This window comes from Jannaschia rubra, assembly GCF_001403735.1.
GTDB lineage: Bacteria > Pseudomonadota > Alphaproteobacteria > Rhodobacterales > Rhodobacteraceae > Jannaschia > Jannaschia rubra.
This window is the reverse complement of sequence record NZ_CXPG01000024.1, coordinates 70368-87071: the sequence shown is the minus strand read 5'-3', so window position 1 is coordinate 87071 and position 16704 is coordinate 70368. Positions and strand designations below refer to the sequence as shown.

The 16704-nt window shown below is 68.6% G+C and carries 16 protein-coding genes; 10 read left to right on the top strand and 6 right to left on the bottom strand.

Going from position 1 to position 16704, the window contains the following annotated elements:
- Positions 1–300: 300 nt before the first annotated feature.
- The 3 genes from JAN5088_RS17145 to JAN5088_RS17135 form a co-directional block, all read right to left on the bottom strand.
- Positions 301–1950, bottom strand: a complete 1650-nt coding sequence (locus tag JAN5088_RS17145; RefSeq protein ID WP_082430094.1) for an alkaline phosphatase — start codon at positions 1948–1950, stop codon at positions 301–303.
- Positions 1951–2081: 131 nt separating this feature from the next.
- Positions 2082–2345, bottom strand: a complete 264-nt coding sequence (locus JAN5088_RS17140; RefSeq protein WP_055684065.1) for a hypothetical protein — start codon at positions 2343–2345, stop codon at positions 2082–2084.
- Positions 2346–2470: 125 nt separating this feature from the next.
- Positions 2471–3406, bottom strand: a complete 936-nt coding sequence (locus tag JAN5088_RS17135) for an acetamidase/formamidase family protein (protein ID WP_055684064.1) — start codon at positions 3404–3406, stop codon at positions 2471–2473.
- A gap of 166 nt (positions 3407–3572) precedes the next feature.
- Between JAN5088_RS17135 and JAN5088_RS19365 the strand changes: the two genes are divergently transcribed.
- Both JAN5088_RS19365 and JAN5088_RS18450 read left to right on the top strand, forming a co-directional pair.
- Positions 3573–3746, top strand: a complete 174-nt coding sequence (locus JAN5088_RS19365; protein ID WP_233489838.1) for a hypothetical protein — start codon at positions 3573–3575, stop codon at positions 3744–3746.
- Positions 3707–4417 carry an ABC transporter substrate-binding protein gene (locus tag JAN5088_RS18450; RefSeq protein WP_074962695.1) on the top strand — a complete coding sequence of 237 codons (711 nt, stop codon included), beginning with the start codon at positions 3707–3709 and terminating at the stop codon, positions 4415–4417. The genes JAN5088_RS19365 and JAN5088_RS18450 overlap by 40 nt, the downstream gene beginning before the upstream one ends.
- A gap of 431 nt (positions 4418–4848) precedes the next feature.
- Here JAN5088_RS18450 and JAN5088_RS17130 read toward each other — a convergent pair whose 3' ends face one another.
- Both JAN5088_RS17130 and JAN5088_RS17125 read right to left on the bottom strand, forming a co-directional pair.
- Entirely contained in the window at positions 4849–5919 is a 1071-nt protein-coding gene (locus JAN5088_RS17130) for a TAXI family TRAP transporter solute-binding subunit (protein ID WP_055684063.1), read from the bottom strand.
- A 29-nt stretch (positions 5920–5948) separates the two neighbouring features.
- Positions 5949–7640, bottom strand: a complete 1692-nt coding sequence (locus JAN5088_RS17125) for a coiled-coil domain-containing protein (RefSeq protein ID WP_055684062.1) — start codon at positions 7638–7640, stop codon at positions 5949–5951.
- Between the two features lie 322 nt (positions 7641–7962).
- On the opposite strand from JAN5088_RS17125, the gene JAN5088_RS17120 reads away from it, so the two are divergent.
- Positions 7963–9162 (top strand): MFS transporter, encoded by a 1200-nt coding sequence (locus JAN5088_RS17120; RefSeq protein WP_055684061.1) that lies wholly within the window; start codon positions 7963–7965, stop codon positions 9160–9162.
- Between the two features lie 133 nt (positions 9163–9295).
- On the opposite strand, the gene JAN5088_RS17115 is transcribed toward JAN5088_RS17120, so the two are convergent.
- Positions 9296–10201 carry a tannase/feruloyl esterase family alpha/beta hydrolase gene (locus tag JAN5088_RS17115; protein ID WP_055684060.1) on the bottom strand — a complete coding sequence of 302 codons (906 nt, stop codon included), beginning with the start codon at positions 10199–10201 and terminating at the stop codon, positions 9296–9298.
- A gap of 266 nt (positions 10202–10467) precedes the next feature.
- On the opposite strand from JAN5088_RS17115, the gene JAN5088_RS17110 reads away from it, so the two are divergent.
- The 7 genes from JAN5088_RS17110 (at position 10468) to hutC (ending at position 16693) form a co-directional block, all read left to right on the top strand.
- Positions 10468–11616, top strand: a complete 1149-nt coding sequence (locus JAN5088_RS17110) for a CaiB/BaiF CoA transferase family protein (RefSeq protein ID WP_055684059.1) — start codon at positions 10468–10470, stop codon at positions 11614–11616.
- Entirely contained in the window at positions 11616–12776 is a 1161-nt protein-coding gene (locus JAN5088_RS17105; protein WP_055684058.1) for an acyl-CoA dehydrogenase family protein, read from the top strand. The genes JAN5088_RS17110 and JAN5088_RS17105 overlap by 1 nt, the downstream gene beginning before the upstream one ends.
- Positions 12777–12906: 130 nt before the next feature.
- On the top strand, positions 12907–13725 hold the full coding sequence (locus JAN5088_RS17100) for a transporter substrate-binding domain-containing protein (RefSeq protein ID WP_055684057.1): 819 nt from the start codon (positions 12907–12909) through the stop codon (positions 13723–13725).
- A gap of 60 nt (positions 13726–13785) precedes the next feature.
- Positions 13786–14433 (top strand): amino acid ABC transporter permease, encoded by a 648-nt coding sequence (locus JAN5088_RS17095; RefSeq protein WP_055684056.1) that lies wholly within the window; start codon positions 13786–13788, stop codon positions 14431–14433.
- The gene (locus tag JAN5088_RS17090; RefSeq protein WP_055684055.1) at positions 14433–15104 is read left to right on the top strand and encodes an amino acid ABC transporter permease; all 672 of its coding nucleotides are present in this window, start codon (positions 14433–14435) and stop codon (positions 15102–15104) included. The genes JAN5088_RS17095 and JAN5088_RS17090 overlap by 1 nt, the downstream gene beginning before the upstream one ends.
- Complete coding sequence (locus JAN5088_RS17085) at positions 15097–15873, top strand: amino acid ABC transporter ATP-binding protein (RefSeq protein ID WP_055684054.1); 777 nt, start codon at positions 15097–15099, stop codon at positions 15871–15873. Before JAN5088_RS17090 ends, JAN5088_RS17085 begins: the two co-directional genes overlap by 8 nt.
- Before the next feature lie 130 nt (positions 15874–16003).
- The gene (gene hutC, locus JAN5088_RS17080) at positions 16004–16693 is read left to right on the top strand and encodes a histidine utilization transcriptional repressor HutC (RefSeq protein WP_233489836.1); all 690 of its coding nucleotides are present in this window, start codon (positions 16004–16006) and stop codon (positions 16691–16693) included.
- The last annotated feature ends 11 nt before the right edge of the window (positions 16694–16704 follow it).

Below are 16704 nucleotides of genomic sequence, written 5' to 3'. Positions count from 1 at the left end.
GGTCCACACTCATGCCGGCGCGTCCTTCGAGGCGTGGGTGAGGGGGCATGAACCCGGTCGAGCGGTCCGGTGCGGGTGGCCGATGCTCCGACGGGCGCCCCCATGCGGACCCGTCTTGCGGCCTCGTCGTGGCACGAAGGGAGCTTCCGGCACGGCGCCTGTCGCCGTCCGGGCGTGCCTTCGGCGGCCGGGACGCAGCCGGAGATGGCCCTGCCCTGCCCTGACCCCGTGTCTCACGCGATCCGGTCATCCGGCGCAGGACGGCAGGTGCCGGCCGTGGGGCCGGCACCTTTTCTGGCCTTATTCGGCCTCTACGGCGTGCTTCATCACGTGATAGACATAGCTCTGCTCGACGGTGCCGTCGAACAGATGCGCCCAAGGCCCGCTTGCGTAGATCGCCACGTCGACCGGGGAATGCGTCTCGGACGAGAGGGGAAGCGTCGCCTGCTGCAGGTAGTCGGGATCCTGCGCCTGCTCCTGCGTCAGCACGGGCCGGGTTCCGAAATAGCTGCCGTCCGCCTGTTCGGTGACGACGGCACCCAGACCGTTCATGTAGCCGATGGCCGTATAGGGCTTGCCGTCGAGACCCAGTTCGAGGTCGGCCGAGTGTTCCTCGCCCGCATCGTCGACGCTGTGGCACAGGCCGGTGATCGGCGATCCGCGGCCGCAGTAGCCGTTGAACTCCAGCCCGTGACCATGATCGGCCGTGACGATGATCAACGTGTCCTCGTCGGCCGTCATCTCCATCGCCTTGGCCACGGCCTCGTCGAAGATCACGCCGTCGGTGATGGCGCGGAACGCGTTGCCGTCGTGGTTGGCGTGATCGACCCGGCCCCCTTCGACCATCAGGTAGTAGCCGTCCTCGTTGTTGGACAGATAGTCGATGGCGGCTTCGGTCATCTCCACCAGCGACGGCTCGTCCGCCCGGTCATGCTCATAGAGCATGTGGCTGCTCTCGAAGATGCCGAGGACCGGGGTGGAGTGATCCAGCGTCAGGTCGGCGAAGGTCTCGCCGTTCCAGGCGTATTGGGCTCCCGCCTCCCTCGCTTCCTCGATGAGGTTGCGGCCGTCGGTCCGCTTGCCCGGATCGCTCTCCTCGCCCTCGACGTCGACGGGCAGGAAGTGGCGGCGCCCCCCGCCCAAGGCCAGATCGACCTCGCCTTCCTTCATCTTCTCGAGAAGCTGCGCCGCGATGTCCGGCACCTCGCACCCTTCCGGCAGGGCGGCATCGTCCTCCATCCCGCGATCGGCCGCATGGGCATAGACCGCCGCCGGGGTGGCATGGGTCAGGCGCGCCGTCGTGACGATGCCGACGGACTTGCCCATGCCGGCGACCTCCTCGCCGAACAGGTCGATGCGCGCACTCTCCACGTCGCCGCATTCGCCGCGCCGCAGGGTCTCGTCCACGCCGATCACGCCGGCCTTGGTCTTGACGCCCGAATTGAGCGCGACGGCGGTGCCCGCCGAATCCGGCGTCTGTGCGTTGGTGTTGTAGGTCTTGGAAAGGGCCAGATAGGGCATCCGTTCCTTGGCCAGGACGTTCTCGTCGCCATAGCCGCCGGCCTGCTGTCCCTGATAGATCCGCGTCGCATAGTTGGTGCCGATGCTGTTGCCGTCGGCCACGAACAGGATGACGTTCCTCGCCCGGCCGGTGACGGGCTGGCGCTCAAGGCGTTCCTGCAAAGCCGCCTGGCCCGAAGCGATCCACGCATCGGCGGACCGGGCATCCTGCTGCGCCGGGCCATCCTCGGCCGCGTCGACAGGGGCGTCCTGCCCCGCGGTCTCCTCGACGGTGGTTGCGGTGTGAGGCACGCCCTCCGGCGTGGCGCCTTCGGTCCCCCCGGGCTGCTCGGTCGGAGTGGCCGGCGCGTTTTCCTGCGCGGCGACGGCGGCGGCGCAGAACGCGAGAACGGATGCGCCTGCAAAGAGACGGATGCGGAACCTGGACATGATGAAACCTCCCATTTCTCGAAAACGGCCATGCGGATCAGCGACCTGCACCACCTGTGGCAAGGCTGGCTGAAATCCGATTGTCGGGCAAGTCCCGGCTCTGCATGAGATGGAAAGCGCCGGAGTTGTCCCTAGTCGCCGGTCCGTCTGTGATCGAGGCCGTCCTCGTCCTGCAGGCCCACCAGTTCCCGGTGCCGCCGGGGCTTCACCTGCTTTTCCAGGACGGCGTGCAGCTTTGCCCGGAAGACGGGGTCCGCCTTGGCTTCCCGAAGGACCGCATCGCCCACCACGGCCGCCTTTTCGGCCTCGTCCGCGGTCATGGCCTGCCGGACCTTCGCGAGTTGCGCCAGCAATCGCGCCTCCTCGCTCCTGAGGTCGTCGGGATCGTGATCCATGCTGGAAATCCTCGCCTTGGCGGTTGTCCGGGGCCGTCCGTCGGGCGGCCGCGCCGCCATTGTGGAGCCGACGGAGGCGTTCTGCACGGATTTTCCGACTGCCGGCGTCGATTGCGCCAGAATGGTCAAGCCAGCAGGGTCTTCTCCAGCATCATGTGAATGCCCTTGTTGCCGTTCACGGTCTGCGTGACCCGCAAATCGCCCGCCAGACTGCACAGGGTATAGGCATCCGCCCAGCTCAGCCCGGCCTTCGTGCGAATCAGGGCGATCATGTCCGTCAGCGCCATCTCGACGCAGCGGTCCAGGTCGGGGTCCATGCCCATCGTGATCCAGTGCGATGGCGTCTCGGCCTGCGGATAGGACAGGGTCATGTCCTCGTGCACAGTCAGCCGGAACGTGCCCTGCAGCGCCGTCTCGATGGCGGTCACGCAGACCTCGCCGTCGCCCTGCGCGCCGTGCCCGTCCCCGCAGGAGAAAAGCCCCCCTTCGGTCCAGACCGGCAGGTAGAGCGTCGTCCCCGACACCAGTTCCTTGTTGTCGATGTTGCCGCCGTGGCGGCGCGGCTGGATCGAGGGGATCAGCCCCCATGCGGCGGGCGGGGCCACGCCCATGACGCCGAAGAACGGTCGCAGCGGCAGGTCGAGGCCCCAGGGAAGCCGCCCGGTCATCCGTTCGCCGTCGAGCGGGATCGTGATGGTGCGGGCTTCCGGCACCGCTTCGGGCAGGGTGCCCGCCAGCGGCCGCATCGAATTGTAGCCCCAGTCCTGCCGCAGGCGCACGTCCTCGATCGCCACCTCCAGCACGGTGCCGGGGCGCGCGCCCTCGACCGCGACGGGACCGGTCAGGATGTGGCCCGGCACCGGCCGCGCGGCGCGCGCGTGGATATCGAGCAGTTCGGGCGGCACGTGAAACCCGTCCCCCGGCAGCACTTCGGGTGCGCCGGACACGGTGTCCATGGTCACGCGGTCGCCGCTGGCGATCGTCAGGACCGGTGCGCGGGCCGCGTCGAAATAGCCCCAGGCGCAGGTCTCGACCGAGGCGGGAAGGTGGTGATCCGTCATATGCGTCCTTTTGCGATGCGGCCCGTCGGGTGGCGTTCCGCCCGTTCCCGCACCGTCGACGGAGGTGTCGACACGTCGTCCGGCCGGTTTCCAACATGCCGCTGCCACAACCAATACCCGATCGGTTCCGCACCGCCAGAAACCCTTTCGACCGCCGGAGACCTTCATGCGGACCTTCAGACATCCCGCCACGGCCTTCGGCCTCGCGCTCGCCCTCGCCGGCGGCGCATCCGCGCAGGAATTGCGGATCGGGCTGCAATCGGATGCCGACGTGCTGGACCCGATCAGTCGCGCACCTTCGTGGGCGAGATCGTGTTTACCTGGCTTTGCGACAAGCTGATCGACATCCCCCGCGATCTGGAGCTTGTGCCGCAGCTTGTCACGGACTGGTCCTGGAGCGAGGACGGGACCGCGCTGACGTTCAAGCTGCGCGAGGGGGTGACGTTCCATGACGGCACGCCCTTCGACGCGGAGGCCGTGGCCTATAACATCGAGCGGTCGATGACCCTTGACGAGAGCCGGCGCAGGTCGGACCTGGCCTCGGTCGCGGGCACCGGAGTCCTGGGCGATCACGAGAGCCGCATCGACCTGACCCCGCCCGACGCGGCGCTGCTGACCGAGATGGCGAACCGGCCCGGCGTGATGATCTCGCCCGCCGCCGCCCGCGCCGGGCTCGCAATGGTTCGCGGAAGATCATCCCGCGCCTGCGCGCGACGTGGAGGCCGCCCGCGCCCTGCTGGCCGAGGCAGGCTATCCCGACGGTTTGACGCTCGAGGTGCAGGTGCCCGATACGACCGAGCCGATGCAGATCATGCAGGTCGTGCAGGCGATCGCCGCCAAGGAGTTCGCGACGATGCTTCAGGATCAGTCGGTGGGCAATTTCACCGCGAGTCAGGTCGGCTGGTCGGGCTACCTCGATCCCTCTGCCAACCTGCATCAGTTCGTGACCACGGACGGCGGCATCAACGATGCGCGCTATTCCAACCCGGAGGTCGACCGTCTGCCCGATGAGGCGCGGGCCACGACCGTCCCGGAGGAGCGCAAGGCCCTCTACGCCGCCGCGCGCGACATTCTGGCCGAGAATGCGCCGCTGGTCTATCTCTACCACCCGACGGGGATATGGGCGCTGCGCGACGACGTCTCGGGCTTCGAGCCTTATCCCGACGCGCGCATCCGTCTCGAAGGGGTGCGGCCGGCACCGCGAACCGCCCGTCCGGGGTCGCGCGGGTCAGGACGACCGGTGCGGCCCGGGACGCCGCTTGTCGGGCGGCTGGAGGGGGCGCTGCGGTTCCCAACCTCGTCTGTTGCTACCGTGCCTCACGCCCGGCCATCCGGTCGGGCCGAAAGACAGGACGCGGGAGGACCCGTTCGACAGCGACCCCTTCTGACCGGGGCGCAACATGGCCGGCGCCCCGGACCCGTCCGATCCTCCCGCCCCGGCGTCAGCAGCCGATGGCGGCGCAGATCCGGTCTCGATAGGCGCGGCTGGCGTCGCTCCCGGCTGTCGCAGGTGCGGCGTCGGAGGTCGAAGTCTCCGCAGTCTGGTCGCAGCGCAATTCGTAGCTCGGGTCCACGCCGGTGTTCACGCAGCCTCCGATGTCCCATCCCGGCGGCAGATCGGTCAGGTCGACCTGTTGCCATTTGGGATGACCGCTCTGTTGCAGGTCGCGGAACTGGGTGCTGATCACATGTGCCACGTCCGACACCGCCTTGCAGCTTTCGGCATGGTAGGCATTGCGACGGGGATTGTATTCGTAGGTCATCAGCACCGCCTTCACCGCGACCACGTCGACCGGATCGGTCTGGAACGGATAGGTCCCGGCGGGGATGGATGTGACCTGGTAGACCGTCTGCAGCGTCGGATCGGTGATCGGGAGCAGGTGGAACCGCTCTTCGTCGATCTGCGGTGACTGGAAGATTTTGGTCGGGGCGCCGACGACATAGAAGAAAGCGTCGATTTTACCGGCCAGCAGCTGGCGCAGCGACTCGTCGGCATTTTCCGTCACCCGCTCGCTCGGCTCCACCTGCGCGAGATCGAGGACGAGCGACGCGGTCAGAAAGGTGCCGCTGTCGGCCACTCCGATCGAGACCCGCTGTCCGGCAAGGTCCTCGAGCGATGCAATCTCGCGGCGCGCCAGGATGTGCACCTCCTCGTTGTAGAGCGGGAATGCGATCCGCACGCCGGCGACCGCGCGGGCAAGCTCCGAATCTCCGGCGGCGAAGGTCTTGAGGTATTCCAGCACGTCGGACTGCACGATGGCGAACTGGGTCTGTGGCCGCTGGCGGACGCCGAGGAAGTTCTCCAGCGATCCCGCGCTTTCGCGAACGTTGATGTCGATGTCGCACTTCTTCGCGGCCTCGGCGATGTCGCGGCCGAACTGGATGTAGGTCCCGGTCGGTCCGCCGGTGAGGATGTTGCGCTCGACCCCCTGCGCGGCAAGGGGGGTGACAAACCCCGCCAGGCCCAGAACCGCCACGCAGGCTCCCGAAAGAGCCGACTTCAGTGCCTTCATCGCATGTTTCCTTCTTTTGGTTTCGACGCTCAGCACGGGCCGAGCGCCCTGATCAGCGCGACGAGCGTCTGCCGATTGATCGTCCCCAACGTGTCGCGCAGCGCGTTCGTGGGGCAGGCCCCGTCATTGAGTGCCTCGGTCAGCCGATCCATCTCCGCCGAGCCGCGTGGCGGCAGGCCGGGCGCGGCGTCCAGCGCGAATGCGACCATCGCGGGATCGCGGGGTCCGGACGCAACGGCCGGTTCGGGATCCGTGGCGGGTTCGGGTTCCGGTTCGGGCGTGGCGGCGATTTCCGGTTCCGGTTCCGGTTCCGGTGTCGCGACCTGCGCCTGAAGCCCGGACAGCTCCTCGAGGCGCGCGGCGCGGTCCTGCTCCAGCCGGGCGACCTCCGCCGCCATTTCAGACCGGCGGCTTTCGAGATCGGACAGCTCGGCCTGGGCCGCGGCGATCTGCCCGGTCAGCGCATCGGCCTGCGCCGCAAGACCGTCGAGCGCGTCCCGGCCGGACGCCTCCTGCGTGTCGGCCGCCTCCTTGGCGGCCTGAAGATCGACCATCGCCGACTGCTGCGCCGCACGGGTCGTCTCCACGCTGTCTTCGAGCGCGGACGCTTCCGCGCGCAGCGTCGAGATCTGCCGGTCGAGCTGGAGACGCTCGTCGCGCGCGGTCTCGAGGCGCCCGGCCTCCTCCTCGCGCTCCGCCTGCGCGGCATCCATCGCGGCTCGCATCGCTGCCAGCTCGTCGGCCGCCTCGGTCCGGGCGGTTTCCGCCGCGGTCAGAACTTCGGTCAGCTCGGCTTGCGCCGAAGCGCTGCGGGCCTCCAGATCCGTCAAGGCCGTCCGCGCGGCATCCACCTGCGCCTGCTCGTCGGCCAGTTCGGCGGTGACGCCGTCAAGCTCCTGCCGGCGCGCGACGAGCGCCTCGTTCCGCTCCTCAAGCCGTCGCCGTGCCTCGGCTTCCTCGGCGCCAAGACCGCGCGCCGCCTCTGCGTCGGCCGAGAGCGCCTCGAGCGCGTCCTGCCGGGCCGCCTCCGTCTCGGCCAATCCGGCGAGCGCGGCTTCGGCCGTCGCAATCCGCTCCTGCAGCTCGGCGAGACGTGCCGTCGCCGCGTCTTGCCGCGCGGTCACGTCGGTGGCCGCGTCCTCGGCCCGCTTCGCGCTCTCGCTCCGTTCCTCGGCCAGCGCGCGGTCGAACTCGGCACGATCCGCTTCCGCCTCGGCGCGCAGCGTCTCAGCCTCCTCCCGCAACCCCTGCCGCTCCTCCTGCAAGGTCGCGACCTCGGCGGCGAGCGCGTCGCGCTCGGCCCGCAGCGCGGCCGCATCGATCCCTTGATCCGTCGTCCCGACTTCCCGAACGGGCAGGCCGTCGGTTCCGCTTCCAACGTCCGGCTCGGCCTCCACTTCGGCTTGCTGCTGCCGCAGTTCGACAAGAAGCGCGGTCACTGCCTCCTTTGTCTCCCGCAGTTTCAGAAGATCGTCGCGGGCCGCTTCTGCCTCATCGCCCGCCGCGGCCTCCTGCGCCGCCGTCCTCTCCGCGATATCGGCCTCCAGCAGACCGATCTCCTCTTCCAGCTGCGCGATCACGTCCGGAAACGCGGGCTGCTGTCCGGAGGAGGCGGCGTCGTTTGCACCCCTTGCCGCCGTCTGCTGCGCCGACACCGGAATGGGCGTGGCGGCAGCGGCGAGCATGAGGCAGACAACGGAAGCGAGAAGGCGTTGTGACATCGATCACCGAAAATTGCGTGCCGTAACGTCAGTTAAGCGGCTTGCGAAAATCAATGCAACGAAATTGCGTTTCCTGTCGGGCAGTCAGGGTCCGCCGTTCGCTGGTGGGCCGTCGCCGGGACCGGACGGCATGGGCGCCCGCGCGGCGAGGTTCGCCAGAGCCGCATCGACAGGAGACGCGGACGATCGGCCCACGACCCGGCTTCGATCCTGTCGTGGCTGAACCGCGATGGCGAAAGGCGGCCCGATCGCCCGCGCTCGACATCGCGGCGCGTTCGGGTCTTATCGGCGCCATGAAGACGCGACCGCCGGAGGCTACGACATGACCACAAGGGCCCGCACCGGATTTCACCTGTCCGTTCTGATGGTCCTGGGGGCCACGCACCTGCTCAACGACCTGATGCAGTCCCTCATTCCGGCGGTCTACCCGATCCTGAAGCGGACCTATGCGCTGGATTTCGTGCAGATCGGCATGATCACCATGACCTTCCAGATCGCCGGAGCGTTGCTTCAATCGGTCGTCGGCCTGGTCACGGACCGGCGCCCCGCGCCCTATTCGCCCGTGGCGGGGATGCTGTTCACGCTGGCGGGTCTGGTCAGCCTCGCCTTCGCGGGAAGTTACGGTGTCATCCTCGTCTCCGTGGCCCTGATCGGCATCGGCTCATCCATCTTCCACCCCGAAGCGACACGATCCGCACGCTATGCGGCGGGCGGGCGGCAGGGTCTGGCGCAGGGCATCTTTCAGGTCGGCGGCCAGGCGGGAGGCGCCCTGGGGCCGGTGCTGGCGGCGCTGATCATCGTGCCGCTGGGCCAGCAGAGCCTTGCCTGGTTCGCGGTCGCGGCGCTTCTGGCCATGGTGTTGCTGGTCTGGGTCGGCGGCCAGCAGGGCAGGATCAGCGCCGCGTTCTCGACGATGCGGGCGCGCAGCAAAACAGGCCACGTCGCGCCGCGCCACGCCCCGCTGACCATCGCCACGGGGCTCGTGGTCCTGACCTTCCTGATGTTCACGAAGAATGCCTATGGCGAGAGCTTCCGCTCCTTCTACACCTTCTACCTGATCGAGCGTTTCGGCCTGTCGATCCCGGAATCGCAGATCATGCTGTTCATCTTCCTGTTCGCCGCGGCCGTGGGCGTGCTGATCGGCGGGATCGTCGGCGACCGGATCGGTCGCTACAGGATCATCTGGATCTCGGTTCTGGGGCCGCTGCCCCTGACGCTGATCCTGCCTTATGCGGATCTTTTCTGGACGGGTGTCCTGACGGTGCTGATCAACCTCGTCATGGCCAGCGCCTTCGCCTCGATCCTGATCTACGCGATGGATCTGCTGCCCGGCCGGATCGGGTTGATCGGCGGGCTGTTCTACGGGCTGAACTTCGGCCTGGGCGGTGTCGCGGCCGCGCTCCTGGGCATCATCGCCGACAGTCAGGGGGTCGAGGCCGTCTACCGCATCTGCGCCTTCCTGCCGCTGGCCGGTTTGCTGACGTGGTTCCTGCCGCGGATCGACGACGAGGGCGGGGGCTGAAGCGGCCGCCCGCCTCCTTGGTGGCACCCTCCGCGCGACGTTCTGGTCACTCCGTCCAGGACCGACCGCCTAAGCTGCAGGTCGTCGGGCTCGCGGGGTCCGCCTGCGGATCGAAGGGGGCGGCGGGATGCCTCTATCGTGCCCGCAGCATCTCGGGCGGCGTGCCGGTGTCGAGCCAGGCTTCCATCGCCGTCAGCGGGTCCAGATCGGCATGCGTAAGGCGGGGGGGGCCGCTCTGGATGCCGCAGAGGTCGAGGCCCGGGATCATGTGCCGCGACACGGCTTCGTCCCGCGCCGCGTGGAAGGCCGAGCTGCCGGGGCCTTCGCCGTTGTAGGTGGCCGCGGCCGCCATCCGGGCCGGGGCGGTTGCCAGATCGAAGTCGCGCGGGTCGTGGCCCGCACCCGGATCGTCGGAACAGGCCAAGTGCGCCAGGACGTTCCCGGTGAAGGCATCGAGCAGCGGCGCCGCGCTGTCGGTGCCCGTCAGCAAGACAGGCCGGAACGCTTCGGACCCGAGGATGATGCCGGCGGGGTAGAGCTGCGTTCCGTCGGCTGTCCGCGTGCTTTCCGGTCGAGCGGCGAGCGCGGCCGTCCCGCCTCGTCGAGATAGCCGTCTTCCGTGTCGGCGGCGCAGGTCGACCTCGCAGGCACCGGGATCGGCCACCGCGCCGTCCTCCTCGCCGTCGGCGGCGTCGCATTGGGCCAGCACGGCGTCACCGATCAGGGCCGCGTCGTCGGTCTCCAACAGGCGCTCGCCGTCGGGGCTGGTGTTGGCTTGGATCAGACATGCGATCTGCGTGCCCACCGGCCCCGAATGATCCATGACCGGGGCGCCCGCGCCGTCGCCCGCGCCTGGCAATAGGCGGGCAGGGCACCGAAAGGGGCCGTCGTGCACCGCATCGACCACGCGCGCCGAGGTGACCGCGCCGCCCGAAGGCGGATAGCCCAGCAACCCCTCGCAGGTCTCCGACGTCTGGGCCCATGCCGGCGTCGTCAGCATCGCCGCCGACACCACCATCAGCGCACCGCTCCAGTGCATGCCTCGCCGTTCCGCGATGTGTCCGGCCAGACACGAGCGGGTCCGGTGCGAAGTGTCCGCTGCGGCACGCCCCGATTCAAAGGCTCCTGTCCGGGCGGGGGCGAGGATCGGGTTTCGGGGGCTCGATTCTCTTGTAGACACTCATGGCTATTATGAGCATACATATTCACGTTGGAGGAGGATGTCATGTCGATCTGCAAGGCTGCCACGACCGGACGACATGCGTCATCGGCCCGCCCGGCGGCGGCTGGGTCGCAGGGCCGGGCATGAGCAAACCTCTCGCCGGCATCCGGGTTCTCGATCTGACCCGCGTTCTGGCCGGGCCCTACTGCACGGCGCTTCTCGCGGATCTGGGCGCGGACGTCATCAAGCTGGAGCCGCCGGCCGGCGACGACTACCGGCATGTCGGCCCCTTCCGGGAGGGCGAGAGCGCGCTTTTCCTGCTGAACAACCGCGGCAAGAAAAGCCTGACGCTGGACCTCAAGGACCCCGCCGATCTCGATGTCGCGCTGAAGCTTGCGGCGAGCGTCGACGTGGTGGTCGAAAACTTCCGCCCCGGCGTGGCCGGGCGTCTGGGTCTGGGCGCCGAGACGCTCCGCGCCGCGAACCCCGCGCTGATCTACTGCTCGATTTCCGGCTTCGGCCAGGATGGCCCCTACCGCGATCTGCCGGCCTACGATCTGGTCGTGCAGGCCATGTCGGGCCTCATGGCCGCCACCGGCGAGGAGGGCGGCGCACCGATGAAGGTGGGCGAGAGCGTGGCCGATCTGATCGCCGGGCTGTTCGCAAGCTGGTCGATCGCCGCCGCCCTGGTGCAGCGCGACCGGACGGGAGAGGGCGCGACCCTGGATGTGGCGATGTTCGACGCGCTCTTCTCGATGCTGACGACAAGCCACGCCCTGCATCTCTATGCCGGCAAGCTGCCCGAGAGGGTCGGCAACCGCCATCCGCTCTCCACCCCCTTCGGGTGTTTTCCGACGCGCGACGGGCAGGTCGTCATCGCGGTGCTGAACGGAAGGCAGTTCACGCGGCTGGCGGGCCTGATCGGCGCCCCCGAAGCGGCCGAAGATCCTCGCTTCGCCACCGACGAGTTGCGGACCGGGAACGAGCCTGCCCTTCGCGAGCTGATCGGGCGGTGGTCGCAGCAGCATACGACGGATGCGGCCATTGCGGGCCTGTCGGCGGAGGGGCTGCCCGCCGCGCCGATCTGGACGATCGCGGAGGCGGCGCAGAGCCCGCATGCCGTCGCGCGCGGTCTGGTGGAAGACCTGCCGCATCCGGTGCTTGGCCATGTTCCCGTGGTCGGCCAGCCGGTGCGGTTCGACGGTCGGAAACCGGTGGCGGCCACGGGGGCGCCCGATCTGGGCAAGGATGTCGCGGCGATTCTCGCCGCCTTGGGACTGGAGCGGCCTTGATGCAGGACGACTGGCACATGCTCGCCCCCGAGGAGCGCGCGTTCTGCGACATGCTCACACGTCTCTGCGCGGAACGGATCGCGCCGCATGCGGCCGAGACGGACGAGACGTCCGCCTTCGTCCACACGCAGCTTGCGCTGCTGGGCCAAGCGGGAATGCTGGGGGCGAACCTGCCCGAGGAGCACGATGGCGGCGGCCTGTCCGCACCGGCGCTTCTGCGCGCGGTGTCCATCGTCGCCGGCGCCTGCGGTTCGACCGCATCGGCGCTGACGGCGCATTATCTGGCGACCGATTCCATCCTGATCGGCGGAACCGAAGCGCAAAGGGACCACTGGCTGCCACAGGCGGCGAGCGGCGCGGCGCTCGGGGCCTTCGCCCTGACCGAACCCGCGGCCGGGTCGGACCCGGCGGACATGCGGACGCGGGCCCGGCGGACCGCGCAAGGATGGCGCCTGACGGGATCGAAGTGTTTCATTTCCAACGGAGGGGTCGCGGATTTCGTCGTCGTCTTCGCGGTGACGGACCCCGAGCAGGGGCATCGCGGCATCTCGGCCTTCATCGTGCCGAAGGACACGCCGGGGTTCGAGGCCGGCCCCCCCGAGCGGACGATGGGCCTGAAGGGCGGGCATGTCTTCACCCTGAACCTCGATTGCGACCTGCCCCCGGACGCGCTTCTGGGGGAGGAGGGGCACGGGTTCCGCACCGCCATGAAGGTTCTCGACAATGGCCGGATCGAGGTGGCGGCGCAATGTCTGGGCATGGCCGATGCCGCCATGTCGGCCGCCATGGAATACGCGAAGGGGCGCGTCATCGGCGGGCAACCCCTGACCGAACGGCAGGGCGTGCGCTGGATGATCGCGGACATGGGCGTGGCCTACCGCCAGGCGCTTCTGTTGGCGCAGGATGCCGCGCGGCAACGGCAGGCGGCGGAGGAAAGCGGCGCGCGGTTCTCGCTGGCCGCGGCGATGGCCAAGCTCGCCGCGTCCGAAGCCGCCGGGCGCATCGCGGACACCGCGCTGCAACTTCATGGTGGCTACGGCTATACACGCGATTTCCCGGTCGAACGCATCGTCCGCGATCTCCGCATCATGCGGATCTACGAGGGGTCGAGCGAGATCCAGCGGGTCATCGTTTCCGGCCAGATGCTGGCCGCGGGATGACGCCCGCGAAAATTACCGCTGGACCTGCGCGGCGATTCCGCCGTGGAGTGTCGCGTGTGAACGGCCCCGTCGGGGCCCGACGAAACCGCCGGCATCCGGGCCGGACGCAACCGCAGGACAGGAGAAGAACATGACATTCAAGACCACACTCGGCAGCCTCCTTCTGGGGGCTGCGACCATCGGCTTCACGATGCCCGCAGCGGCGGACCAGCTCGAGGACATCAAGGCCGCGGGCAAGATCGTCACCGCGACCGACATGCATTACGCCCCGTTCGACATGCTCAACAACGGCACCTACGAGGGGATGACCAAGGACCTGTTCGACGAGGTCGCCAAGGAGATCGGCGTCGAGCCGGTCTATCAGGACATTCCCTGGACGGCGGAGTTGCCGGGGCTCGAGGTGGGCAAGTTCGACATCGTCATCGCGCCGGTGACGATCACGCCCGAACGGCTGGAGCGCTATAGCTTCACGCCGCCCATCGCCGATGCGACGGTCGCGCTGGTCAAGGCCGCGGGCAACGACGAGATGACGGCGCCCGAGGACATCGCTGGCAAGACCGTCGGCGTCCAGCAGGGCACCGCGCAGTTCCGCCAGCTTCAGGCCTACGGCGAGACGCTGGGCGGCGTCGACGTCAAGGAGTACGGCACCACCGACGAGGCTTATGCCGATCTCGCCACCGGACGGCTCGACGCGGTGGCGGGCTCGCTGCCGAACCTCACCTATCTGGTGAAGAACCGCCCGGAGACCTTCGCCAAGTTCGAGCCGGCGCAGTTCGGGGAGCCCACCTATTTCGCATGGGTCCTTCGCCGCGAGGAGGAAAGCGAGACGCTTCTGGCCGCCATCGAGGACGCCATGGCGAAGATGACGGAGGATGGCCGCGTCGAGGCGATCCAGACGAAGTGGCTGGGCAGCTACACCGAGCTTCCGGCCACCGCGCCGGGCCAGTAAGGCGCATCCTGCGGGAGGGGCGCGCTCCTCCCGCAGGCACCCCGGCGGAACGGAGCCCTGATGTTCTCGATCCAGGCATTCCTCGACAGCTTCGGGCCCCTGCTCTGGGCGGCGCGCTATACCCTGCTCGTCTCGGGGCTGGGCATCGCGCTCGGCCTCGTCCTCGGCGCCCTCGTCTGCGCCGCGGCCCTGTCGCGGTGGCGGGCGGCCCGCTTTGTCGCGGCGCTCTGGGTCAGCTTCCTGCGCGGAGTGCCGCTCCTCGTCCAGCTTCTGTTGATGTACTACCTGCTCCCGGTCATCGGCATCAACGTGCCCGCCATCGTCGCGGCCGTGGTGACGGTGGGCATATGCGCCAGCGCCTATATCTCGGAAATCTGGCGCGGCGCCATCGGGGCGCTGCCGCCCGGTCAGAGCGAGGCAGCCGTGGCCGTGGGCATGAACAATCGCGATCTGTGGACCCGGATCATCCTGCCGCAAGCGGTGGTCATGTCGCTGCCCGCGCTGGTCAACGAACTTATCCTGCTGGTCAAGGCGTCGTCGCTCGTCTCGCTCGTCGGGATCATGGAAGTCACGCGCGCGAGCCAGGCGCAGGCGGCCACGACGTTCCGCCCGCTGGAGGTCTATATCGCCGCGGCCTGCATCTACCTTCTGATCAACCTGTGCCTTGCCGGGCTGGGCCGATACCTGGAACACAGGATGGCCGTCTGATGGACTGGGATGTCCTGCGGCAATACGCGCCGATCCTGCTGCGCGGCTTCGGGATCACGATCCTCGCCTGGGCCTTCGGCACGGTCTTCGGCATGGCGCTCGGCCTCGTGATCTCGCTGGCGCAGCGCTACGGCGCGCGGCCCGTGCGGTGGGTGCTTCAGGCCTATATCGAGGTCGTGCGCGGCACGCCGTTCCTCGTGCAGCTTTTCGTCCTCTACTATGGCGGCCCTCTCGTGGGCCTGCGGCTGGACGCGCTGCCGGCGGGGCTGGTCGGGCTCACGATCTATGGAAGCCCTTACTTCGCCGAGATCTTCCGGTCGGGCTTCGACGCCGTGCCGCCGGGCCAGGCCGAGGCCGCGCGCGCCATCGGCATGGCCGAACCTGCCATCGTGCGGCGCATCCTGCTTCCGCTCGGGCTGGTCTCGGCCCTGCCGGCGCTGGTCAACTTCTCGATTATCCTGACGAAGGAGACGGTCATCCTGTCGGTCATCACCGTGCCGGAACTGATGTATCAGGTGCAGCGCATGTCGACCGAGACGTTCCGCTATCTGGAGGCCAATCTGGTGCTCGCCCTGTTCTTCTGGGGTCTCGTCGAGCTGATCTCGCGCGGGGGGCGGCGCCTCGAGACGCGCATCACACGACATCTGCTGGAAAGGCCGGGACATGGCTGACGCATCCTCCGTCGAGATCCGCGGGGTCGACAAGTTCTATGGGTCGTTCCAGGCCCTGTCGGCCATCGACCTGTCGGTGCCGCCGGGCAAGGTCACCTGCCTGATCGGGCCCTCGGGGTCGGGGAAATCGACGCTCCTGCGCTGCATCAACTTTCTGGAGGTCTACGACTCCGGCGAAATCCGGATCGACGGGCGGATGATCGGCTACGATGCGCCCGGCGGCCGCCGGATGTCGGGAGGTGCGTTGCGCAGGATGCGGCAGTCCATCGGGATGGTGTTCCAGCAGTTCAACCTCTGGCCGCACATGACCGCGCGCGAGAACGTGGCCGAAGGACTGCTCCGCGTCCGCAGGCTCCGGCGGGCCGAGGCGATGGCACGGGCGGAAGCCGCGCTGGAGAAGGTCGGGCTGGGCGACCGGATGGACAACCACCCCGCGCGGCTTTCGGGCGGTCAGCAGCAGCGCGTGGCGATCGCCCGCGCCATCGCTATGGAGCCGCGGCTGATGCTGTTCGATGAGCCCACATCGGCGCTGGACCCCGAACTCGTGGGAGAGGTGCTGGGCGTGATGAAGACGCTCGCCGGCGAGGGCATGACGATGGTCGTCGTGACCCACGAGATGGGCTTCGCCGCGCATGTCGCGGATCGGGTGGCCTTCATGGACAGGGGCGAACTGGTCGCCGTGGACACGCCCGAGGCCATCCTGACCCGACCGGAGGACCCGCGCATCCAGTCGTTCCTGCGAACCTTCCACGAACGCAACAGCTTCTGACAGTGCGGCGCGGGGCAGGGGGACCGGGCATCGCGCTCCCGCGCGCCTTCCGGCCGCCTCCTCCATCGGCTATGGCCACAAGACCGAACGTGATGCCATTATGTCTGTCTCAAAGCGGCAGGGCCGAAACGTGACCGTGACATTCCGAGACGTCAAGGCGGACATCCTGTCCCGCATCACCTCCGACGTCTGGGGGCCGGGCACCCTGCTGCCGAGCGAGGTCGAGCTTGCGGCAAGCTATGGCTGCGCACGGGCGACGGTGAACCGCGCCATGCGCGAATTGTCCGACGAAGGCATCGTCGAGCGGCGCCGCAAGGCGGGAACGCGCGTCCGCATGGCCCCCCTGCGCCAGGCGAGCTTTCACATTCCCGTCGTCCGCATCGAGATCGAGGAAGCCGGCGCCAGCTATCGCCATGCCATCGTCGACCGGACCGTGCAGGACGCGCCCGACTGGTTGCGGGCGCGGATGCAGCTCGATGTGGGCGATCGGGTCGTCCACCTGACCTGCATGCATTTTGCCGACGGGGCGCCCTATCAGTTCGAGGACCGCTGGATTTCCCTGTCGACGCTGCCGCAGGCCGAGACAGCCGATTTCGACCGGATCAGCCCCAACGAATGGCTGGTTGCGACGGTGCCGTTTTCCAATGCCGAAATCGCCTTCTCGGCCGCCGCGGCCGACGACGTTCTGGCCGCGCATCTGGGGTGCGAGCGGGGGGCCGCGCTGTTCGTGGCCGAACGCGCCACCTGGTGGCAAGGCCGCGCCATCACCCATGTCCGCCTCGCCTGGCGGCCCGGACACCGGATGATGACGCGGTATTGAGGCTTCGCCGG